Source organism: Marinobacter zhanjiangensis (genome assembly GCF_014651935.1).
GTDB classification, from domain to species: Bacteria; Pseudomonadota; Gammaproteobacteria; order Pseudomonadales; family Oleiphilaceae; genus Marinobacter; species Marinobacter zhanjiangensis.
In genome coordinates this window covers 124,308-146,724 of sequence record NZ_BMXV01000007.1, presented here as the reverse complement: position 1 = coordinate 146,724, position 22,417 = coordinate 124,308, and the positions used below count along the sequence as shown (strand labels likewise).

General features: G+C 61.1%; 21 protein-coding genes. 8 read left to right on the top strand and 13 right to left on the bottom strand.

Annotated features, from left to right (window positions below):
* Window positions 1-112: 112 nt before the first annotated feature.
* The 4 genes from traF (at window position 113) to trmL (ending at window position 4,430) form a co-directional block, all read left to right on the top strand.
* Window positions 113-1,366: a conjugal transfer protein TraF gene (traF, locus tag IE079_RS15090; protein WP_189577620.1), complete on the top strand. Its 1,254-nt coding sequence runs from the start codon at window positions 113-115 to the stop codon at window positions 1,364-1,366.
* A gap of 120 nt (window positions 1,367-1,486) precedes the next feature.
* A complete protein-coding gene (locus IE079_RS15085) occupies window positions 1,487-2,590 on the top strand; it encodes a tRNA nucleotidyltransferase/poly(A) polymerase-related protein (RefSeq protein ID WP_189577619.1) in 1,104 nt (367 codons plus the stop codon).
* 197 nt (window positions 2,591-2,787) lie between these two features.
* Entirely contained in the window at window positions 2,788-3,966 is a 1,179-nt protein-coding gene (locus tag IE079_RS15080) for an acetyl-CoA C-acetyltransferase (protein ID WP_189577618.1), read from the top strand.
* Window positions 3,966-4,430 (top strand): tRNA (uridine(34)/cytosine(34)/5-carboxymethylaminomethyluridine(34)-2'-O)-methyltransferase TrmL, encoded by a 465-nt coding sequence (gene trmL / locus IE079_RS15075; protein WP_189577617.1) that lies wholly within the window; start codon window positions 3,966-3,968, stop codon window positions 4,428-4,430. Before IE079_RS15080 ends, trmL begins: the two co-directional genes overlap by 1 nt.
* Here trmL and IE079_RS15070 read toward each other — a convergent pair.
* The 8 genes from IE079_RS15070 to IE079_RS15035 all read right to left on the bottom strand — a co-directional run bounded on the left by IE079_RS15070 (window position 4,388) and on the right by IE079_RS15035 (window position 12,534).
* Window positions 4,388-5,212, bottom strand: coding sequence for a heme ABC transporter ATP-binding protein (locus tag IE079_RS15070; RefSeq protein WP_189577616.1), 825 nt, complete (start codon window positions 5,210-5,212; stop codon window positions 4,388-4,390). The genes trmL and IE079_RS15070 overlap by 43 nt on opposite strands.
* Window positions 5,212-6,249, bottom strand: a complete 1,038-nt coding sequence (locus IE079_RS15065; protein ID WP_189577615.1) for a FecCD family ABC transporter permease — start codon at window positions 6,247-6,249, stop codon at window positions 5,212-5,214. Before IE079_RS15065 ends, IE079_RS15070 begins: the two co-directional genes overlap by 1 nt.
* Window positions 6,239-7,084 carry a heme/hemin ABC transporter substrate-binding protein gene (locus IE079_RS15060; RefSeq protein WP_189577614.1) on the bottom strand — a complete coding sequence of 282 codons (846 nt, stop codon included), beginning with the start codon at window positions 7,082-7,084 and terminating at the stop codon, window positions 6,239-6,241. Before IE079_RS15060 ends, IE079_RS15065 begins: the two co-directional genes overlap by 11 nt.
* Window positions 7,075-8,157, bottom strand: coding sequence for a hemin-degrading factor (locus tag IE079_RS15055; protein ID WP_189577613.1), 1,083 nt, complete (start codon window positions 8,155-8,157; stop codon window positions 7,075-7,077). The genes IE079_RS15060 and IE079_RS15055 overlap by 10 nt, the downstream gene beginning before the upstream one ends.
* A complete protein-coding gene (locus tag IE079_RS15050; RefSeq protein ID WP_189577612.1) occupies window positions 8,157-9,281 on the bottom strand; it encodes an HmuY family protein in 1,125 nt (374 codons plus the stop codon). Before IE079_RS15050 ends, IE079_RS15055 begins: the two co-directional genes overlap by 1 nt.
* 46 nt (window positions 9,282-9,327) lie before the next feature.
* Window positions 9,328-11,289, bottom strand: a complete 1,962-nt coding sequence (locus IE079_RS15045) for a TonB-dependent receptor plug domain-containing protein (RefSeq protein ID WP_189577611.1) — start codon at window positions 11,287-11,289, stop codon at window positions 9,328-9,330.
* A gap of 225 nt (window positions 11,290-11,514) precedes the next feature.
* Window positions 11,515-12,036: a protein-export chaperone SecB gene (gene secB / locus IE079_RS15040; RefSeq protein WP_189577610.1), complete on the bottom strand. Its 522-nt coding sequence runs from the start codon at window positions 12,034-12,036 to the stop codon at window positions 11,515-11,517.
* Window positions 12,037-12,117: 81 nt separating this feature from the next.
* Complete coding sequence (locus IE079_RS15035) at window positions 12,118-12,534, bottom strand: rhodanese-like domain-containing protein (RefSeq protein WP_189577609.1); 417 nt, start codon at window positions 12,532-12,534, stop codon at window positions 12,118-12,120.
* A 191-nt stretch (window positions 12,535-12,725) separates the two neighbouring features.
* On the opposite strand from IE079_RS15035, the gene gpmI reads away from it, so the two are divergent.
* The 4 genes from gpmI to IE079_RS15015 all read left to right on the top strand — a co-directional run bounded on the left by gpmI (window position 12,726) and on the right by IE079_RS15015 (window position 18,041).
* The gene (gpmI, locus tag IE079_RS15030; protein ID WP_189577608.1) at window positions 12,726-14,279 is read left to right on the top strand and encodes a 2,3-bisphosphoglycerate-independent phosphoglycerate mutase; all 1,554 of its coding nucleotides are present in this window, start codon (window positions 12,726-12,728) and stop codon (window positions 14,277-14,279) included.
* A gap of 10 nt (window positions 14,280-14,289) precedes the next feature.
* Complete coding sequence (locus IE079_RS15025) at window positions 14,290-15,480, top strand: murein hydrolase activator EnvC family protein (RefSeq protein ID WP_227712532.1); 1,191 nt, start codon at window positions 14,290-14,292, stop codon at window positions 15,478-15,480.
* 357 nt (window positions 15,481-15,837) lie between these two features.
* On the top strand, window positions 15,838-17,202 hold the full coding sequence (locus IE079_RS15020) for a S41 family peptidase (protein ID WP_189577607.1): 1,365 nt from the start codon (window positions 15,838-15,840) through the stop codon (window positions 17,200-17,202).
* Window positions 17,203-17,252: 50 nt separating this feature from the next.
* Window positions 17,253-18,041 carry a divergent polysaccharide deacetylase family protein gene (locus IE079_RS15015; protein ID WP_189577715.1) on the top strand — a complete coding sequence of 263 codons (789 nt, stop codon included), beginning with the start codon at window positions 17,253-17,255 and terminating at the stop codon, window positions 18,039-18,041.
* Between the two features lie 276 nt (window positions 18,042-18,317).
* Here the strand turns inward: IE079_RS15015 and hisF are convergent, their stop codons facing one another.
* The 5 genes from hisF to IE079_RS14990 all read right to left on the bottom strand — a co-directional run bounded on the left by hisF (window position 18,318) and on the right by IE079_RS14990 (window position 22,301).
* Window positions 18,318-19,091, bottom strand: a complete 774-nt coding sequence (gene hisF, locus IE079_RS15010; RefSeq protein WP_189577606.1) for an imidazole glycerol phosphate synthase subunit HisF — start codon at window positions 19,089-19,091, stop codon at window positions 18,318-18,320.
* A 433-nt stretch (window positions 19,092-19,524) separates the two neighbouring features.
* The gene (hisA, locus tag IE079_RS15005; protein WP_189577605.1) at window positions 19,525-20,265 is read right to left on the bottom strand and encodes a 1-(5-phosphoribosyl)-5-[(5-phosphoribosylamino)methylideneamino]imidazole-4-carboxamide isomerase; all 741 of its coding nucleotides are present in this window, start codon (window positions 20,263-20,265) and stop codon (window positions 19,525-19,527) included.
* A gap of 198 nt (window positions 20,266-20,463) precedes the next feature.
* Window positions 20,464-21,102 (bottom strand): imidazole glycerol phosphate synthase subunit HisH, encoded by a 639-nt coding sequence (gene hisH / locus IE079_RS15000; protein ID WP_189577604.1) that lies wholly within the window; start codon window positions 21,100-21,102, stop codon window positions 20,464-20,466.
* Between the two features lie 34 nt (window positions 21,103-21,136).
* Complete coding sequence (hisB, locus tag IE079_RS14995; protein ID WP_189577603.1) at window positions 21,137-21,730, bottom strand: imidazoleglycerol-phosphate dehydratase HisB; 594 nt, start codon at window positions 21,728-21,730, stop codon at window positions 21,137-21,139.
* A 109-nt stretch (window positions 21,731-21,839) separates the two neighbouring features.
* Window positions 21,840-22,301, bottom strand: coding sequence for an SRPBCC family protein (locus IE079_RS14990; protein WP_189577602.1), 462 nt, complete (start codon window positions 22,299-22,301; stop codon window positions 21,840-21,842).
* Window positions 22,302-22,417: the final 116 nt, after the last annotated feature.

Sequence of the window (22,417 nt, the reverse complement as noted above, 5' to 3'; positions counted from 1 at the left end):
GACAATCCGTAACCGGGAAAACAGTGAACCCGGTCACGATATCCCCTAGCCTCATAACCCTGACCAATAGTTAATAATTCAGACTCCATCAGCCAACAAACGGTACCCAACCATGAAAGTCAGTCGTCTTGCCCTGGCGGTCGCGCTCTCTGCCAGCTCCACCGCTGCCATCGCCGCACCGCAGTCCTTCAATACCGCACGCTCCTTCGCCATGGGAGGGACCGGTGTTGCCATAGCTCATCCGGCCACCGCCAATAGTGCCAATCCGGCCATGCTGGCGTCGAAGCACCATGACTGGACCGACGACTTCGGTCTGATCATTCCGTCGATCAATGCTCGGTTCGCCGACGAAGAAGAGGTGATTAACCAGATCGACGATATTCAGGACACCATCGACTCGTACAACAATCTGGTGGGGTCAAACGTTAGTGCGGCGCAAGTACAGACTGAGGCCGAGAAGCTCTACGACCAGCTCGAAGCCCTGGACCGAGACACTATGCGGGTAGATGTGGGCGCAGGCCTGAGCCTGGCCATTCCCGGCGAAAAGCTGGCCGTTGGCGTGTTCACCAATGCCAACCTGCGGGCAACCGCTCGTGGTAATGTCGACGACAATGACCTCGCCCAACTGCAGGCCGTGATTGACGCGAATAATAGTACCAATCCCTCGTCACTCGATGGCAACCTGGACTCGTCTGCCCACGTACTGGCCGCCGCGGTCATCGAAGCCGGCGTCAGTTTCGGGCGTTCCTTTGAACTGGGACTGGAAAATCCGGTGCAACTGGGTGTTTCTCCCAAGTATGTGCAGCTGCGAACCTACCAGTACACGCAGTTTATTGACGATTTTGATGAAGACGAGTTCGACAACGGCGACTACGAGTCCTCCAAGAGCGGCTTCAACCTGGACCTGGGCGCAGCCTATGCCTTCGGCGAAGAAAAGCAGTGGAATGCCGGCATCGCGGTTAAAAACCTGATCCCCATGGAGCTGGACTCGGAATTCGATACCGCAAAGGGTGAAGAAGAGGTCACCCTGGAGCTGGACCCGATGGTGACCGCCGGTATCGCCCATAGTGGTGAATATCACGTCGTTACTGCTGAGGCCGAGCTGACGGAGCGCAAGGCCTTCGGGCATGGCGACGATACCCAGTGGGTAGCCGTCGGTGCCGAATTCGACGCCTTCCGTTTTGCCCAGTTGCGCGTGGGTGCACGCCAGAATATTGCCAGCAATGACGACAACAACGGCATCGAGGAAGACACCCAGTTCACCGCCGGTGTTGGTCTGTCACCCTTCGGTGCCCGGCTCGACATTGCCGCACTGGTTAGCGATGCCGACGTGGGTGGGTCGATTGAACTGGGCGTGGCCTTCTGAGCAACCCGCCTTCCCGTCTCTGCAAGCCCGCCTCCACGGCGGGCTTTCTTTTGCCTGATGGTCCGTCGGTCTTCATAATCACGCTCTGATCGAATCCATCGACAACGGGCCTTTTGCTTCATGAACATCTATCTGGTCGGCGGCGCAGTCCGGGACAAATTACTGAACCTTCCGGTGAAGGACCGGGACTGGGTCGTGGTGGGCGCCACGCCGGATGAGATGCTTTCCCGTGGCTACCGGCAGGTAGGGGCTGATTTCCCGGTATTCCTGCATCCGCAATCCCACGAGGAATATGCCCTGGCCCGTACCGAGCGCAAACAGGGGCGGGGTTACCACGGTTTCTCCGTTTACAGCGCCCCGGATGTGACTCTGGAGGACGATCTCAAACGCCGGGACCTGACGATTAACGCCATGGCCATGGCCGAAGACGGCACCCTGGTGGATCCGTTCAACGGACGGCAGGATCTTGAAGACCGTCAGCTTCGCCATGTATCGGAAGCGTTCGCGGAGGACCCGCTACGCATTCTGCGCACCGCTCGTTTTGCGGCGCGCTTCCATAACCTGGGCTTCCGGGTGGAAGACGATACCATGGCCCTGATGCGAAGCATGGTAGAGGACGGCGAGGTCCGGCATCTGGTGCCTGAGCGTGTGTGGCAGGAAATCCAGCGTGCCCTGCATGAAGTCACGCCTGTCACCTTCTTTGAGGTTCTCAGGACGTCCGGCGCCCTTCGCGACCTGATTCCGGAACTGGCGGACGACGAGGTGGCTTTCGGCAATGCCATGGCCGCACTGGCCAGTACCGCTGAGCAGAACCTGGCCACCGAATGCCGTTTTGCAGCCCTGCTCCATCCCTTGTCCCCGGCTCAGGTATCGGTCCGGGCCGCAGCGCTGAAGGCCCCCAATGACTGCCGGGACCTGTCGAGGCTTGTGGTGGAGGTGGCGCCGGCTGCCCGCGAACCGTCGCTGACGGCGGAACGGGTGTTCGAGCTGTTCAACCAGGCGGATGCCTGGCGGCGGCCTGAGCGGTTTGGTCTGTTGCTGGAGACGCTGAGTTGTCTCCCGGATGGGCTGGATCCTGAGACCCGTAGCAAGCTGGAACAGGCAATGGAGGAAGCCCGCTCGGTGGATGCCCGGTCGTTGATGGCGGAGGGTTTCAAAGGCAAGGAACTGGGTGAGGCTATTGGGCGGGAGCGGCTTCAGCTCATTCGTCGTTTGTTTTGCTGAATTTTTTTCCGGCAGATTCCAGAGTAAGAGGCGCCTGAATAATTAAGAAGTGCACCATTAGGTCGACTTCGTGAATTCAGATAGAATTGACCTCCCCGAATTCAGAAAGCGCAGTAATCAACAGGTATCCGGCGGGGTACCGCGCCCCCGGACTCGCAGTCCAGCGCGAAAGAACTCAAAACGGAGACACCCCCAAAATGCAAGACGTCGTCATAGCAGCAGCAAAACGCACCGCCATCGGAACCTTCGGTGGCTCCCTGTCCAGCCTGAAAGCGGACCAGCTTGGTACTGCAGTGATCAAGGCCCTGCTGGAAGAGACCGGCGTAGCCGCCGACCAGATCAATGAAGTTATTCTGGGGCAGGTTCTTACGGCCGGTTGCGGCCAGAACCCGGCCCGTCAGTCTTCCATCAATGCTGGCATTCCCGCCTCCGTGCCCGCCATGACCATCAACAAGGTCTGTGGTTCCGGCCTCAAGGCCGTGCACATGGCCGTGCAGGCCATCCAGTGTGGCGATGCCGAGATGATCCTCGCCGGCGGCCAGGAAAGCATGAGTCAGTCGCCCCACGTGGTACCCAACAGCCGTAATGGCCAGCGCATGGGCAACTGGACCATGATCGACACCATGATCAATGACGGCCTGATGGATGCTTTCAACGATTATCACATGGGCGTGACCGCCGAGAACATCGTCGAGAAATACGGCATCAGCCGCGAAGAGCAGGACGAGTTCGCCGCCGCGTCACAGCAGAAAGCCGCAGCCGCCCGCTCCGCAGGCTATTTTGACGGCCAGATTGTTCCCGTCACCATCCCCCAGCGCAAGGGTGACCCGGTAGTGGTCGACCAGGATGAAGGCCCTCGTGATGGTGTGACCGCTGAAGGTCTGGGCAAGCTGAAGGCCGCTTTCAAGAAGGACGGCACCGTCACCGCGGGCAACGCCTCCTCCCTGAACGATGGTGCAGCCGCCGTGCTGGTGTGCAGTGCCGCCAAGGCCAAAGAGCTGGGCCTGACCCCGCTGGCCGTGATCAAGGGCTACGCCAATGCCGGTGTCGACCCCAGCATCATGGGCACCGGCCCCATCCCCGCCAGCCAGCGCTGCCTGAAGCGCGCCGGCTGGACCGTGGACGACCTGGACCTGGTGGAAGCCAACGAAGCGTTTGCCGCCCAGGCCATCTCCGTCAACCGGGACCTCGGGTGGGATACCGGCAAGGTGAACGTCAATGGCGGCGCCATCGCCCTGGGTCACCCCATCGGTGCTTCCGGCTGTCGTATCCTGGTGTCCCTGCTCCACGAGATGCAGCGCCGTAACGTGAAGAAAGGCCTGGCTACCCTGTGCATTGGTGGTGGCATGGGCGTGGCGCTTGCCGTGGAACGTTAATGTTCCACATTGTGCTCTATGAGCCGGAGATACCGCCGAATACCGGCAATATCATCCGGCTCTGCGCCAATACCGGCTGTCAGCTGCATCTGATTGAACCCCTGGGCTTTTCCCTGGAGGACAAGCAGATGCGGCGGGCCGGACTGGATTACAACGAGTACGCCAGCGTGAGTGTCCACGCCAGCTATGAGGCATTCCTGGAGGCGGAGCAGCCGCAGCGGCTGTTTGGCCTGACCACCAAAGGCAGCCAGCCGTACCATGAAGTTCGCTTCCAGGCGGGCGACTACCTGATGTTCGGCCCGGAGACCCGTGGCCTGCCCGAGGGCGTGCGCAACGCCCTCGAACCGGACCGGCGCCTGAGGGTGCCCATGCTGCCCCGCAGCCGCAGCCTGAACCTGTCCAATGCCGCCGCCGTGGTGCTTTATGAGGCCTGGCGGCAGACCGGTTTTGAGGGGGCGGTCTGATAATCACCATGGGGCCCGTCCGACGGCACCACCATGGGATATCCCTCCGGCAACATCATGATCCGGGACGACAAGCCATACACCTCCTTCAGGGCATGTGCCGTCAGAACCTGTTCCGGACGATCGTCGCTGTAGGTCTGACCTTCCCTGAGCAATACCAGCCGGTCGCCATGGCGGGCTGCCAGGTTGAGGTCATGGGCGACCGCCAGGATGGCGAATCCGCGCTCACGGGAAAGTCGCTTCAGTAAGCCGAACACCTGCTGCTGATGGCTGGGGTCCAGGGCAGAGGTGCATTCATCCAGTAGCAGCACCACTGGTCCCGGACTGTCCCACACCTGCGCCAGCACCCGCGCCAGCTGCACCCGCTGCTGTTCACCGCCAGAAAGGCCCGGCACACGCCGGTACCGCAGGTGCCGGATATCCAGCCGTTGCAGCAGATCCTCCAGGATCGGCGCCGATCGCTCCGACGGTTCCGGCGGTCGACCGAGCTTCAGTACCTCTGCCACAGTCAGCGGAAAATTCACATCCACACGCTGGGGCATCACCGCCCGATGCCTTGCCAAATCGGCTGGAAGCCAGTCCGCGAGTGCCCGCCCCGCCATGGCAACCTGCCCGGAAGCAACCGCCCTTTCCCCCGCCAACGCGCTCAACAGGGTCGACTTCCCCGCGCCGTTGGGCCCAAGAAGAATCACCAGCTCGCCTTCGGCTACCTGCAGGCTGACATCTCGCACCACGGCATGGGTTCCCAGTTTCACGGAGACTTCGCTCGCTGTCAGGCTCATCAGATTATCCTTCGTTTCAGCAGCAGGGCCAGAAAGAACGGACCACCGATCAATGACATCATCAATCCGATAGGCAGCTCCGCCGGCGCCACGATAACCCTGGCCAGGCAATCCGCACCCACCAGCAGCGTCCCGCCAAGCAGGGCACTGAGCGGCAGCAACGTCCTGTGACTGGCCCCCAGAACCTGGCGCACCAGGTGAGGCACCACCAGACCCACGAACCCGATCAGACCGCTGACCGCCACCGCGGCACCAACCCCCAACCCGGCCACCAGTATGGCGGCCCGTTTTATCCAGTCCGTGCGGTAGCCCAGGTGGCCAACCACCTGCTCCCCCAACAGGAAGGCGTCGAGAGGCCGGGCCAGAAACGGCGAGGCAACCAATGCCAGCACAAGCCAGGGTCCGGCTACCATCAGATCATCCCAGCTGGCATGCCCGAGACTGCCCATGGTCCAGAAGGTCAGTGAACGCAGTTCCTCGTCGCTGGAATAGAAGGTCAACAGACCAGTGCCTGCCCCGGCGATGGCATTGATAGCGATGCCCGCCAGCAACAGGGTGGCAACGGACGTTTCGCCGGCTCGCCGTGCAATACGCCAGGCCAGAAAGACCGTGCCACTACCCCCGATAAAGGCGGCTATCGGCAGCGCCCACTCACCGGCAAACGCCACCCAGCGTCCCAGCCAGGTGCCGCCGAGCACGATTACCCCGATGGCGGCCAGGGAAGCGCCGGCGGACACGCCAATCAGCCCGGGATCCGCCAGCGGATTGCGGAACAATCCCTGCAGTATCGCCCCCGACACCGCCAGCACAGCCCCCACCAGGAAGCCCAGCAGGAACCTGGGCAGGCGTACATCCACCAGCACCATCCGGGCCACATGGTCGGCCTCCGCCGGCCGCACGATGACCGACAGGATATCGCTCAGGGACAACGGATAGGCGCCACTGGTTACCGATAGCCAGGCCACCGCCAGCGCAGCGGTGGCGATACCGGCAAGTGCAATACCGGGAGCGAGCCGCCCTGCCTCGTCACGAACCATGCTGGCTGACCTGCTCCCCCGCGGGCAGCGCCCGGACAATTGTGGCCAATGCATCCGCCAGCCGTGGGCCGAAGCCCAGCAACAGCATGCTGTCCGAGGTCACATGATGCCCCTGTTGCCACGCCGGCAGTGCTGCCAGCTCAGGCCAGTCGTCGATATCAAACTGACCGGGGCGGGTTTCCGCAATCACAATGGCGTCCGGTCGCGATGCCAGCAAGGCCTCGCGGCCGGCGGGCTTGTAACCCTGGATGCCGGTTACGGCATTCTCCGCGCCCAGCGTTTCGAGCATCGCCTGAGCTGCCGTGTTGTCACCGGCGATCATCACACCACGGGGGCCGGCTGCCAGCAGGAACAATACCCTTGGCGCGGGAGCCTCCGACCGCTTTGCAACCACCGAGGCGACCTGGTGTTCCAGCTCGGTTGCCAGGCGTTCCGCGGCAGCGGCTCTTCCCATCACGTCGCCGACCGCACGAACGCGCCCGACGGTGGCCTCCGGCGTACGGGCCACCGGCAACTGCCGAACGCTGACACCGGCCCGCGCAAGACGCTCCAGTGTTTCATCCGGAGCGGCTTCCTCGGTGGTGATCAGTACATCAGGATCCAGCGCCAACACCCCCTCGAAAGGCAGGGCCCGCAGGTAGCCAACCCTGGGCAGATCCGCCACCGACGCCGGATAGCGGCTGGTGGTATCCACCGCCACCAGTTGGTCCTGGGCACCGATGGCGTAGATGATCTCGGTGATGGCGCCGTCGGCACTCACCACCCGACGGTCATCCGCCTGCCCGACAACGGGCAGCAAAAGCGCACACAGGGCAGCGACAACCGTTAACCGCATAGCGTGGCCTCCAGGGTGTCCATCTCGCGCCGCCACAACGTCAGCTCCGGCTGCCCCGGCTTGCGCTCGCCAAATACCGTAAGGACGATGTCGCCCTGGCGGTTGTAGGCTTCCAGCGAGGTGATCACGCCATCAACCGTCGGCTTGCGCACCCGGAACCAGTCGCTGATGCCCGAGGTATTGGCGTGCAGGTTGAAGCCCTCGTCCAGTACATTCATCCAGGGGCCCATGCGCCTGGGGTTGCCCACCACACCGGTATGGATCTGGACGATGCCCGGGTTACCCACGAAGAACATCACCGGGCAACGACTTGCCCGGACATTCTCCAGCAGTATGTCGAGAATCGACGATTCATCCCCGCCGACATCGGGCAACCGCCTGGCCCACTGATCGCCTACCTGTTGCAGGGCGGTGAGACGGTCCACGCCGTGTCGCTTGAGCATGGCGCCGAAGTGGTGAACATCCCTGAGGGCCTCCCAGTCGATGCGAAGGGCTTTCACATCCACGGTATCCATATCAGCTCTGACCAGAGGGACGCGTCGTCCATACACCTCAACCGGAGGCGCGTCCGACGCCCGGTAGGCGGCCACCAGGGCTTTCCAGGCATCCTCGTCAGTGTCTTCCACACGGTAGATCTTCTGGATCGCCATGCCATGGCGGTCGAAGAACTGCAGGCTTTCCCGGTTGCCGGAGCGAACCTGTTCCTGCACATGAAAGCCATGGGCCCATTGCCGGAAGAACACACGTACATCGACATCGCCAACTGCCAGCCCCATGGCCCCCGAGCCACCAACCGTGAATTCGCCAAAGGCAGCGGTGACCTCGTGAACCACCTGATCGTTCCGCGCCAGGATCATCACCGGACCAACCGACTTCATATCCTGCATCAATGCGGCAAACTCCGGCCTCAGCGGCGCCAGCTCCTCCGCCGGGCGCAGGTGCACCAGATCCATCTCGCTGACCCCCAACTCGTCTGCCGCCTGGCGGATCCGGATCCCCGGATTGGCATCCAGCAGGGCCCGCCAGCGTTCACCGAGCTGCTGTTCCGGGGTCGCTCTTGCTGTTGCATTCATCAGTCGTCCTCCCCGGTCAGCGTCACTTCCTTCCACCGCAGGACCGGCTGCCCACTGTTGCCATCCTCTCCGTAATAGTTAATGACTTGCACGGCATAGACCGGCGCGGCATCATCGGTGGTATCCGTATTCACCAGGAAGACCCGGTAGTTGGGCCAGAGCTTGTGGGCACCCTGCAAGTTGTAGGCGTACCAACTGTTCTCGCCGAAGACACCGGCAGTCTGATCTGGAGTATAGGCTGGCGCGAGGGAGTCACCATTGGAGTCCAGGGTGGCGCTGGTATAGCCGGACAAATCAGCCCAGGCTACGGGGCCCATAACAGAGCCATCGCCCTCTCCGGACGGGCCACTGTTGCTGAGCAATGCCAGCGACCGGGAGCCGAAGCTGAGCTTCAGATCCCAGACAGTGCCCGCGCAAGCCACCGTCTGGCCGGCATCGAAATCGTAACAGGCATCGCCACCGGCGGCCGGCACCGAACCACTGAACGTGCGATCGGTGGTGAGCTGTGTGGTTCCCGCGGCCTGCACGGTCATCTCGACCTGGAAGGTGATCGGATCTGCCGTATAGTCCAGGCTGGTTACCCGGACGCGGGCGTAGCTGTCGCCTTCACCGGAGCGCACCAGCCAGCCATTATCCGGGTTGGCACTGACGGTATGCGTTTGGAAGTCATAGTTGTACCAGTCGCTGCCGAATGCCGTGGTGGCCGTGTCGGTCTGCCAGCTGTCCGGGGCCGGGAAGCTGTCGGCCAGATGTTCCAGCTCTGCATCGGCGGTGGCGTTCAGGAACAGGTTGTTGTCGGGAGTGCCCGGGCCGGTGTAGAAATTATCCTGTGCCACTGCCAGCGCGCCGGCCACATTGCCACTGCCTGATGCACCGCCGTTCAGCTGGATATTGGTGCGCCGGAATGCCATGTGCCAGTCACCGCTCTCCCCGACCATCTCGCCGGTGTCCAGGTTGAGGTATGCGTAGGCATCCTGTGACTGGGCGTTGATGACCTGTTCCTCAAAGGCCTCACCACCGTTGTTGCCGGAATCGTCATCAATGGAGTTGCTGCTGCCGCCGCCACAGGCGACCAGAGCCAGGGTCGCCGGCACCAGCCAGGTCGTGTGCTTCACATGGTTCATGAGTATTTCCTTGTCTCTTCTGAAAGGTTCAGTGGAATCGGTCCGCTCACATGCCATCGAAGGACATGGAGAAACCGAGGTAAACGTAACGGCCGCCCACCGGCCTGAAATCTTCGTCAGCGTTGTCAAAGTCCCGCTGAACATCGGTGATGTTGTCGACACCGCCGTAAAGAGTGAGCCAGTCGGAAGGCAGGTAGTTGAGCTTGAGATCGGCAGTGGTATAGCCGGGGGTTTTCATATCCAGCGCCGCGTCCACATATTCGGAGCCCTGCCCCCGCACCCGGACCAGCCAGGACAGGCCGTCCACACCGGTCTGCCCGTCCAGAGCCAGATTGGCCTGGTGTTGGGGGCGTCGGTTCAGGTCAAGCCCGGTCGCCCGGTCCTCGGTCTGTAGCCAGGTATAGCCGGCGGTCATCCGCCACCCTTCGGAAATCTCCCAGCCCGCCGTGGTTTCGAGCCCCCAGGTGCGGGCTTCGTTGACGTTGCCGTAGCGGTAGACCGAGACCCCGTTGTCCATCCCGGCGTATTCCGTCGCAATCAGGTCATCGATGTCGTTGAAGAAGGCATTGCCCTCAACCCAGAGTCGTTTCTCGTAGTGAGTGCCCAGACCAAGCTGATAGCTGACGGATTCTTCCGCCTCAACGTCCGGATTGCCTTTCACCACATATCCCAGCTGGCTGTGATCAAAGAGGTAGAAACGCTCCTTCAGGTTGGGCACCCGGTAGCCGGCCCCGACCCCGGCACGGACATAGCTGTCCAGACCTGTGCCGTCTCCGAAATCAAAGCGGGCATTGATCTTGGGCGCGACGTGATTGCCAAAATCGGAATCGTTCTGCCCCCGGATGCCGGTCACGATTTCCACCACGTCCGAAGGCATCCAGGTATGCTGGGTCCAGAGTTCGTAGCCTTCCCGCTCTCCGTCTACTTCCGGCGTACCATCCTTGACCTGGCTCAGGGTGTCCCGGCGAATATCGACACCGCCCTGCAGTCGCTGACTGGAGCCGAGCCAGGTGCCCAGCTCCCCGGAAAGCTGGGACAGCGACATGTCGGCATCGCGATCGTCGTAGTGGGCAGCAGCGGTGTATTTGTTGGTGTCGTCGGTAAGATCTTCATGGACGGCAAACCAGCTGCCTTCCAGTCGTCCGGTCAGGTCATGGTCGCCGGACAGGGAAACCCGCCAGCGATCCACATCCTCGTCCTTGCCATGCCGCTGGCCAGTGCTCATGAAACGGGCTTCGGAGGATTCCGTAAAAGTCTGGCCCTCCAGGGTAAGTCGATGGGCCTCGTTCGGTGTCCACTGGAGGCGGCCATGGACATCACGGCGATCGATCTCGTTGCCGGGCCGGGTCCAGCTCTCCGGTTCCGGGTCGATACCGTCGGTATGACGGACTTCCGCAGCAACACGAATGCCCCAGATCTCATTCCCGGTCTCCGCGCTGGCGGTGCCGGTGTGTCGGGATGGCTGGAAACGCTCGTCTGAAGGGTTGTCGGAGCCGTAGGAGCCCGCGTCTGCTCCCAGCCTGGCTCGCCAGCCCGGGGTTATCGGGCGCGTGATCACGTTGATAACGCCACCCATGCCAGAGCTGCCGTACTGGGCGGACACCGCACCCTTGACGATTTCGATCCGGTCTATTTCCAGGATGGAAAGCTGGCTGACATCCACCGACGACCCCGTAGTCGCATTCAGCGGCTTGCCGTCCACCAGCACCAGGGTCTGGTTTGCCTCCAGCCCCTGCAGCCAGACTTCGTAACCGGACTTGCCGTGAATTTTCTTGAGCTGCAGGCCGGCCACATTGGCCAGCGCCTCCCGCAGATCCCGGGCATGCGTCCTCTCGATTTCCTCCGATGTGACGACCTCGGTTCGAACGGGGGTATCCAGAACCGTTCGTTCGCTACGGGTCCCGGTGACGACCACCTCATCCAGGTACCGCGTCTGCGCTGCGACCTCTCCCACCACAGACCCCAGAACCGCTACCGCCAGCACACTTCGACTTACGACATTGACCACTCAGAATCTCCCGACAAGAAAAAGACGAGAACGATTCTCATTTTTATCTAGTCAAATGTCAATATTAATTATAATGATAGATATTCTGATTACGGAAATAGAATCATTCGCCAAGGATCCGGGGCGCAGGAGGATAGGGGTGCAGGAAGATAGATGGAAAAGTGGAGGAAACAGACACAAAAAAACCGGCCGAAGCCGGTTTTTTTGTTTTAGCGGGAAAGGCGCTCAGTGAGTCTGCTGACCTTCCGGCGCCTCTGCGCCCTGTTGCCCTTGCTCCTGCTGCTTGCGCTTCACCGCCTGGGCAAAGATGGCGTCGAAGTTCACCGGCGCCAGCATCAGGGCCGGGAAGCTGCCCTTGGTGACGATGTTGTCGATGGTTTCGCGGGCATAGGGGAACAGCAGGTTCGGGCAATAGGCGCCCAGCATCGGCGGCACCTGCTTTTCGGGAAAGCCGTTGAGCAGGAAGACGCCGGCCTGCTGGATCTCAACAATGTAGGCGACCTTCTCCTCAACCTTGGCGGTCAGCGTGATGGACAGCACCACTTCGTACTGGGTCTCGCTGACCTTGTTGTGGGAGGTGTTCAGGTCCATGTTGACGGACGGTTTCCACTGCTGCTGGAACATGTCCGGAGCATTCGGGGACTCGAACGACAGGTCCTTCACATAAATGCGCTGCAGTGCAAACTGCGGCTGGTTCTGGTTTGCGTTCTCGCCGCTGCCGGCGGCCTGCTGATCGTTCTCAGCCATGATCTTTCCTTATTTGTGTTCGGTAAGCGTTGTTTGGCCCCTGGGCAACGCCTGGCGCCCCAGGTGGCACTCAGAGACTTGTTATTTCTTCACCAGGGGAAGGCTCGCCGCCTTCCAGTCACCGATGCCGCCGTTCAGGCGAACCACGTTATCGTAGCCCTCGGCGTTCAACTGCTTCACGGCCATGGCGGCGTGCTGGCCCATCTTGTCGACCACGATAACGGTTTTGTCCTGATGTTTCTTCAGTTCACCGGCACGCTCCTTGATGGCATTCAGGGGAATGTGAATGGAGCCGGTAATACGCCCCTCATTGAATTCCTTACGCTCCCGAATGTCCACCACCACGGCCTCATCCCGGTTGATCAGGTTCACAGCCTCCTGAGCTGACACCTTCTTGCCCCCGCGCCGGCTTTCCAGCAGGAACAGCGCCGCCAGCAGAGCGACAAAAATGGATACCAGAATGTAATGATTTACAACGAAGTCAAACAACCGTTCCATGAACCTGTCCCGAAATAATAATTTGGGCGGATTATACACACCCTCTGCCGGGGACAGAAGGTGACCTCCATAGCCCGACCCACCCTATTCGGGTTAGAATTCAGCTTCAAATTCCCGGGAGCCGCTGACAATGGTCCCTGCCGGAGCTCGCAGGCCTGCCGGCGGCACCCATAACCACACCGGACAGAGTAATGACCAGCACTCGCAAGACGACGGCACTGATCATACTGGACGGCTGGGGTCACCGTGACCCGGCCGACGACAACGCCATCAGCAAGGCCAACACGCCATTCTGGGACAAGGCCTGGGCGGAATGCCCCAAAACGCTGATCAACACCTCAGGGATGTTTGTTGGGCTGCCCTCCGGGCAGATGGGCAACTCGGAAGTCGGCCATATGAACCTTGGTGCCGGCCGGGTGGTTTACCAGAGCCTGACCCGCATCGACAAGGACCTCAAAGACGGCACCTTCAACGAGAACCCGGTGCTGTGTGCCGCGATCGACAAGGCCGTGACCAACGATGGCGCCATCCACCTGATGGGCCTGATGTCGCCAGGTGGCGTACACGCCCATGAGGAGCACATTCTGGCCGCAGCCGAACTGGCTGCCAGCAAGGGAGCCAGGCGGGTTTATCTGCACGCCTTCCTCGACGGTCGCGACATGCCGCCGCGCAGTGCACGCCCGTCACTGGAGAAAGCTGCCAAAAAAATGAAGTCCCTTGGCGTTGGCCGCGTGGCCTCCATTGTCGGCCGCTACTTCGCCATGGACCGGGACAACCGCTGGGACCGTGTGGAGGAAGCCTATAACCTGCTGACCCTGGGTGAAGCCGGTTTCACCGCGCCAGACCCGCTGACCGCCATTGACGAGGCCTACGAACGGGGTGAGAACGACGAATTCGTCAAGGCGACGCGAATTCAGGGCGCCGGCGAGGACGACGCGACCATCAATGACGGCGACACCGTGCTATTCATGAACTTCCGCGCCGACCGGGCCCGTGAAATGACCCGCGCCTTCGTGGAGGACGACTTCGACGGTTTCGAGCGCCGCAAACACCCGAAGCTGGCGGATTTCGTGATGCTCACCGAGTACGCGGCAGACATTGATACGTCCTGCGCCTACCCGCCGGAGCAGCTCAAGAACGGCCTGGGCGAATACGTCTCCAATCTGGGCAAGACCCAGCTGCGCATCGCCGAGACCGAGAAGTACGCCCACGTGACCTTCTTCTTCAACGGTGGCCTGGAGCCCCCTTTCGAGGGTGAGGATCGTATCCTGGTACCTTCCCCCAAGGTCGCCACCTATGACCTGCAGCCGGAAATGAGCGCCCCCGAGGTGACCGACAAGCTGGTGGAAGCCATCAGGAGCGGCAAGTACGACCTGGTCATCTGCAACTACGCCAACGGCGACATGGTGGGCCATACCGGCAAGCTGGATGCCGCCATCGAGGCAGCAGAGTGTGTCGACCAGTGCATCGGTCGCATTGCGGAGGCTCTGGACGAGGTCGGCGGCGAAGCCCTGATCACCGCCGATCATGGCAACTGCGAACAGATGACCGACCCGGCCTCCGGCCAGGTGCATACGGCCCATACGACCGGGCCGGTGCCCCTGGTCTACGTCGGCAACCGCACGGTCAGCCTGAAGGATGATGGCAGTCTGAGCGATGTCGCCCCATCCCTGCTGACCCTGATGGGGCTGGAGCAGCCGGCGGAAATGACCGGGCACAGCCTGGTCGATATCAGCCAGGACTGATCGCACCCGGATGCTGCACACCATGGCCAGGAATGCCAGACAACAGCACGCCACAAGCGCCGCCGGGAAAGTCCGGCTGGTGCTCGTGGCGTTTTTGCTGGCCACCGGGGCCATGGCCAACGCCCAGGAACAGGTCACGCCGGCGCAGGTGGAAGCCCTCAGGGAAGAAATTGCCGAGATCGACCGCTGGCTGGAGGATGCCGAGGAAGACCGCAGCGAACTGGAGCAGACCCTGGCGAACGCCGAACGGGAAATCAGCCGCCTGACCCGTGAGCGCCGTGAACTCCGCGAGCAGCGCCAGCAGCAGGCCCGGGAACTGGAGCAACTGGAGCAGGCCGAAAAGGAACTGGACGACAACCTGCAACAGCAGCGCTCCGCGCTCAAGCAACAGCTCCGGGGTGCCTGGATGGAAGGCAGGGCACCCGCCGTCAAGGTACTGCTGAATGAGGCCAATCCGGAAGAAATTGCCCGCACCATGACCTACTACGAGTACCTGAGCGGCGACAATCTCCGGCGCCTGGAAACCTTCAACGAAACCCTTGCCGAACTCAAGGCCACACGACAGCAGAAACTCCAGGCGCAGGCAGAGGTCGTGCGCCTGCAAGAACAGGTAAACGAACGCCAGCAGGCCCTGAAAACCCAGAAAGCCAACCGGGAGCAGGCGCTGGCCGCGTTAGAGCAGGATATCAGTGAGCGGCGTGATGAACGCAGCACCCTGGAAGCCGACCGGGACCGGCTGGAAAAGCTTCTGCAGGAAGTGGAGGAAGCCATTGCCAGCATTCCCTCACCGACCGAGACCCAGCCTTTCAACCAGCGCCAGGGGCAGCTCGGCTGGCCCGCTCAGGGCAAGCTGGTCGCAGCCTTCGGTGGGTCCATGGCGCAAGGACACCTGCGCCGTAACGGCATATTGCTGAACACCGGCGAAGAAGCGGAAGTGCATGCCGTCCACTATGGTCGCGTGGTATTCGCCAACTGGTTGCGAGGCTTCGGCATGCTCACCATTATCGACCATGGTGAAGGCTACATGACCCTGTACGGTCACAGCTCAAGCCTGCTGACCAGCCCCGGGGACTGGGTACGCGCCGGGGAAACCATCGCCCTGGCTGGTCGCACCGGCGGCACCGAGGATCCGGCGGTGTATTTTGAACTGCGTCACAACGGCAAACCCCAGAACCCCATAGGCTGGCTGCAGCGGCGGTAGTACCCCCGCAACCGTTGCCAGCCCATGGCTGACAAAAGGTTCGGGGAACGCCATACTAGTGTGACTTAACAAAAGTTTGTCGATTGTCAGCGAGCCTGTGTGAACGTTGGGCAAGGCGCACGAGTGCAGGACTGGTGGGCCAATTCAAGCGAGTGCAACACAGCCCAACGTTCACACAGGCTCGCCCTTCGGGAGCCCGCCATGCCCCTCAGGCCGGTGTTGCGCCTCTTGGCAAGGGAACCACCCTTACCGGCGAGTCGCGCCTTGGCCTGAGGAGCATGGCGGGCTCTGACAGTCGACAAACTTTTGTTAAGGCACACTGACACCAGTACTCATGAATCCGAACAGGAACACTGAATGAAACGGGTTATCCATAGCTGTAAAACCACTTTCCTTGGCGGTTTGCTGGCACTCACCTGCCTCTACGGTGCGACCGCCACTGCCCAGGAACCACAGCCGACCGAGGCTGTATCGCCCCACGCCGGCCTGTCTGGTAGTGACGAAGGGGCACTGCCTCTGGATGACCTGCGCAAGTTCACGGAAGTGTTCAGCCGCATCAAGGATGCCTATGTGGAAGACGTATCCGACCGCGAGCTGCTGGAGAGCGCCATCAAGGGCATGCTTTCCGGCCTGGATCCGCACTCCGCCTACCTGGAGCCCGAAGCCTTTTCGGAGCTGGAGGAAACCACCACCGGGGAGTTTGGCGGCCTGGGCATTGAAGTCGGCATGGAAGATGGCTTCGTCAAGGTGATTGCCCCCATAGACGACACCCCGGCCGACCGTGCCGGCGTTCAGGCCGGCGATCTGATCATCAAACTGGGCGACGAGCCGGTCAAGGGCATGACGCTACAGGATGCCGTCACCCGCATGAGGGGCGAAGCCGGCACCACGCTGACCCTGACCATCATGCGAGACGGCGAAAGCGCCCCCATCGAGATTGACGTGGAGCGGGCCGTGATCAAGGTTACCAGCATCAAGTCCCGCATGCTGGAGCCCGGTTATGGCTATGTGCGCATCACCCAGTTCCAGGACGAAACCGGCGAGCAGTTCGTCAGCGCCATCGAGAACCTGATGGCAGAAAGCGATGGCGACCTGGACGGCCTGATCATTGATGTGCGCAACAACCCCGGGGGTATCCTGCAAGCTGCTGTTGCCACATCCGATGCCTTGCTGGACGACGGCCTGATTGTCTATACCGAGGGGCGCATCCAGAGCTCCCGGTTGCGATTCAATGCCAAGGCCGGGGATGTCTCCAACGGCACGCCGGTGGTAGTTCTGATTAACGGCGGCTCCGCATCGGCCTCGGAGATCCTGGCCGGCGCCCTGCAGGATCATGAACGCGCCGTGGTCATGGGTACCCGCTCGTTCGGCAAAGGCTCGGTGCAAACCGTGATCCCGCTGGATGAGACCCACGCCATCAAGATGACCACCGCCCGCTACTACACCCCGGATGGTCGTTCCATCCAGGCCCGGGGTATCGAGCCAGACATTGTCGTGCGCCCGGCCACCCTGACCGAGCTGGAAGGCGGCCCCTTCTTCAGCGAAGCCAGCCTGAGCGGCCACCTGGAAAATGGCGAGGGGGATATCCGCCCCGAGAACAGGGAAAGGCAGCGTAATACCGAAGTGGACCGTGATTACCAGCTTCGGTCAGCACTGAACCTGCTCAAGGGCATGGGCATCCTCAGCAAAAAGGACCAGAAACAGGGAGCCAATACGGAGTGAAGCCGGGCACCACGATAACCACACTCGTTTTTCTTTTGAGTGCCCCGTTTATGGCCCTGGGTGACCCGCCTGCCCCGGTCGGCCATGCCGGGGAAGGCCTTCAGCCCACCATTGCGATCATCATTGACGACATGGGCGCCAATGCGGTTGAAGGCAGGCGCCTGATCCAGCTGGAGCAGCCGCTTACCCTGGCCTTCCTGCCCTACCGCCGCCACACCACGGAGCTGGCCACCAGCGCCCACCGCAATCACAAGGAAGTGATGCTGCATGCGCCCATGGACAACACCCGTCACATCGGCCTGGGAGCCGGCGGCCTGACCGTTGATATGGACCGGCTGACCCTGACCAGCACCCTTCGCCGGGCCATCCGCGCCATCCCCCACGTAAAGGGTGTCAACAATCATATGGGCAGCCTGCTGACGCAAATGCCGGAGCCCATGACCTGGATCATGGAAGAACTGGAACACTATCCACTGTATTTCGTGGACAGCCGTACCATAGCCACCACCGTGGCCGGGCGGACGGCGGAAGAAAAGCAGGTACCCACGCTGACCCGCGATGTGTTCCTGGACCACGAACAAACGGAAGAATATTTACACCAGCAGTTCCGGCAACTGATCCGTAAGGCCAGGGAAAACGGCACCGCTATCGCTATCGGCCATCCCCATACGATCACCGTCGACTACCTCGAGAAAGCCCTGCCCGAGCTGGATGAGCAGGGCATCGCCGTAGCCACCGTCAGCGCGGTCTGGGCCATGCGAAATGGTAACCGGAGGATGTTTGCGGAAGGAGAAAAGCGGGAGATTTCGCCGGCGGTGGCCCGTAACGCCGAAGACTGACTGGCTGTCGGCTGCTGGTCGGTAAGATCGTCCAAAAGATGATTGGCCACGGAAGACACGGAAGCACACGGAATAAAAACATTGCCACGAAATCCACTAAACCCACGAAAAGAAAAATTGAAAACTTCTACTCTCTTTAACAGGCCCGCCAAGGGCTGTCCGTTCAGGTCCGTAAGTGTCCGTAAACAAGTATCTTTTATTAAGTAATTTTAGTGGATTTCGTGGCTAAAAATGTCTTTTCCGTGTCCTTCCGTGGATTCCGTGGCTAAAAACCTCTTACTCACGAACTTCAATCCCCTGCGCCTTCATGAAGGCCTTGGCTTCGGGAATGGTGTGCTGACCGAAGTGGAAAATGGAGGCTGCCAGAACCGCGTCGGCTCCACCTTCCGTCACCCCGTCGGCCAGATGCTGAAGCTCCCCCACCCCGCCTGAGGCGATTACTGGCACCACCACAGCATCACTGATCGCACGGGTCAGGCCCAGGTCAAAGCCGACCTTGGTGCCGTCCCGGTCCATACTGGTGACCAGCAGTTCCCCGGCACCCATGGCGACCATCTTGCGGGCCCACTCCACGGCATCCAGACCGGTGGGCTTACGGCCACCGTGGGTGAAGATTTCCCAGCGGGGCGCCTCGCCTTCGGCATTCGCCTGCTTGGCGTCGATGGCCACCACGATGCACTGGCTGCCGAAGCGTTCGGCGGCTTCTTTCACGAATTCAGGATTGAATACCGCGGCGGTGTTGATGGAGACCTTGTCCGCGCCGGCATTAAGCAGTTTGCGGATATCGTCGACGGTGCGCACACCACCGCCTACGGTCAGGGGAATAAACACCTCTGCCGCCATGCGTTCCACGGTTTCATAGGTGGTGTCACGGCTTTCATGGCTGGCGGTGATGTCCAGGAAGGTGATTTCGTCAGCACCCTGCTCGTTATATTTTCGGGCCACTTCCACCGGGTCACCGGCATCCCGGATATCAACAAAGTTGACGCCCTTGACCACGCGGCCCTTGTCCACATCGAGGCAGGGGATGATGCGTTTTGCCAGTGCCATACTAGTGTCCCTTAACATAAGTTTTTCGATTGTCAGCGAGCCTGTGCGAGCGTTGAGCCAGGAGTCTGCGCGGTAGAAATCGCGCCAAGCGAGAGCGTCCCACTTTGAGTCCATTTTGACGGTCATTTGAGGCGCATAGTGGTTCTACGTAACGAAAATGAGCGATCAAAAGGGGCCAAAGTGGGACGGTCGCAGCGGTGCGACTTTCTGCCGCGCAGACTCCCAGTGCAGGACTGGCCTTAGCCAATTCAAGCGAGTGCAACGACGCACAACGCTCGCACAGGCCCGCCCTGCGGGAGCCCGCCATGCCCCTCGGGCCGGTGTTGCGTCTCTTGGCAAGGGAGCCACCCTTACCGGCGAGCCGCGCCTTGGCCTGAGGGGCATGGCGGGCTCTGACAGTCGACAAACTTGTGTTAAGGGACACTGGGCCTCCTCAGGCTTTGTTCAGGTTGTCGCAATAGGCCTGGGCTTCGGATACATCCAGCGTACCTTCGTAGATGGCACGACCGGTGATGGCACCGAGTATGCCTTGGTCGGCCACGGCGGCCAGGCGCTTGAGGTCGTCCATGTTGGTAACGCCGCCGGAGGCGATCACAGGTATGCCACCCGCTTCCGCTACGGCGGCGGTGGCCTCTACGTTGACGCCCTGCATCATGCCATCACGGCTGATGTCGGTGTAGACGATGGCTTCAACGCCGTCGCTGGCGAAGCGTTTGGCCAGATCGGTTGCCATGACTTCGGAGACTTCGGCCCAGCCGTCGGTGGCTACGCGGCCGTCTTTGGCATCGAGGCCAACGATGATGTGGCCGGGGAACTGTTTGCACATGTCGGTGACGAAATCGGGTTCCTTGACGGCTTTGGTGCCGATGATGACCCATTCCACGCCGGCCTTGAGGTAGGCTTCGATGGTTTCCGCGGAGCGGATGCCGCCGCCGATCTGGATCGGCAGGTTGGGGTATTTGGTGGCGATGGCGCGGACGATTTCGCCGTTGACGGGTTCGCCGGCGAAGGCGCCATTGAGGTCAACCAGGTGCAGGCGGCGGGCGCCGGCGTCGACCCAGCGGTCGGCCATGGCGACGGGGTCGTCACCGTATTCGGTGGAGTCGTCCATCTTGCCCTGGCGCAGGCGTACGCATTTGCCGTCTTTGAGGTCGATAGCGGGGATAATTAGCATCGGTTTCGTGTCCTTTTTGCTCTGGCTGGTTAATCCTGGTGCCTGCCGCCCGTGCTCTGGCAGGTGGTAGCCCTTTCCGGGACACGCCGTGGATACATCCCTGTAGGCTCTTCAAAAACGTCCCTGTTTTTGAAGAGCCCGGAAAGGGCTACCACCCACCAGATCACTACCTTTGACGGTGCCCGCCTGGCGACCGGATCAGCTTCCAGACCAGTTGGTAAAGTTTTTCAGCAGCTGCAGTCCCGCCCGGGCACTTTTCTCCGGGTGGAACTGGACAGCAAAGATATTATCTCTGGCAACCGCAGCTGCAAGGTCGACACCGTAATGGGTGCGGCCCGCGATAGCTTCATTGCCAGCGGATTCGGCATAGTAACTGTGCACGAAGTAGAAGCGGTCACCGTCGTCGATGTCGTGCCACAGAGGATGATCGACGGTCTGCCAGACCTGGTTCCAGCCCATGTGGGGGACTTTCAGGCGTTCACCGTTTTCAGTGAGGTTGTCGCCGAAGAAGCGTACCTGTGAGCCGAACAGGTTGATGCAGTCGACGCCGCCGTTTTCTTCACTGCGGGACATCAGTGCCTGCATGCCCACGCAGATGCCCAGGAACGGGCGGTCAACAGAGACTTCGCGAACCAGTTCATCCACGCCCAGGCGTTGCATTTCGGCCATGCAGTCGCGGATGGCGCCCACGCCAGGGAGGATGACCCGGTCCGCCTCGCGGATCTGGTCGGCGTTGTCGGTGACCAGCACCCGGGTATCCGGGGCAACATGCTCCACGGCCTTGCGGGCGGAATGGAGGTTTCCCATGCCGTAGTCAATGATGGCAACGGTATTCATGATGGGGAGCTGTCCTGCAAATAGTCAGGGCCGCTTACAGCGACCCTTTGGTAGACGGTGTAATGCCTGCCATGCGCTCGTCCATTTCGATGGCCATGCGCAGGGCGCGACCGAAGGCCTTGAACACGGTTTCGATCTGGTGGTGGGTGTTCTTGCCCTTCAGGTTGTCGATGTGCAGCGTGACCATGGAGTGGTTGACGAAGCCCTGGAAGAATTCCGCGAACAGGTCGACGTCGAAACCGCCCACGGAGGCGCGGGTGTAGGGTACATCCATGATCAGGCCCGGGCGGCCGGACAGGTCGATTACAACACGTGACAGGGCCTCATCCAGGGGCACGTAGGCATGGCCGTAGCGGCGGATGCCTTTCTTGTCGCCCACGGCCTGTTTGAAAGCCTGACCCAGGGTGATGCCAACATCTTCCACGGTGTGGTGGTCGTCGATGTGGAGATCGCCGGTGGACTTGATGGTCAGGTCTACCAGGCCATGGCGGGCGATCTGGTCCATCATGTGTTCCAGGAAGGGCACTCCAGTGTCGAAACTGGATTTGCCGGTACCGTCCAGGTCGATCTCGACGGTAATCTGGGTTTCGAGGGTGTTGCGCTCTACCCGAGCCTTGCGATTGGCCATGAAAACTCCGGAAATTGACAAGCAAGCGTTAAAATCGGGTGATGATTATACCTGTTCGTCACCGTCGCGTCCTGTTTTCAGGGCTATGGTGGCGATAGCAGCCATCGTTTCAGAACGCCTTTTTCAGATTGTTCATGTAGGTGTCCACCAGCCCGTTGAACTCGTGCTTCACCACCGGGCTGATGGCCAGCTTGAGCAGCCCCGGCAGTGGCAATGTCAGTTCCGCCGAGGTATGGAACCGGGCGCGAGTGGTGTTGTCGTCCACGGCGGTCAGCGTCCAGCTGCCCCGGACCAGGCCATTGCCCTCACCTTTCACCGGCTCCCAGGTCACTTTGCCGGTTTCCTTGTCCGCGTGGTATTTGCAGGCGTAGGCAGTCTGGATGGAGTACTTGTCGACGCCGATCTTGTCCATTTCCCAGCGGTAGGCGTTGTCACCCAGGTCCACCAGCTTGTCGACCTTGGGGAAATGGCTGACGGAACGCGGCACGTCAGACAGCAGCGCAAAAGCCTCGTCATAGGAAGCGGCCAGCTCGATCTCTCGATTCATTTCAATGGATACGGTAAAAGCCACGCCTGTCTCCTTCAATCAGCGGTCTTCCGGCCATTTGTTATAGGCTGCCGGTAAGCACTCTATTGTGGCGAAACCCTGCCATTTTGTCATACTTGGGGCGCTTTTATTTTGTAATC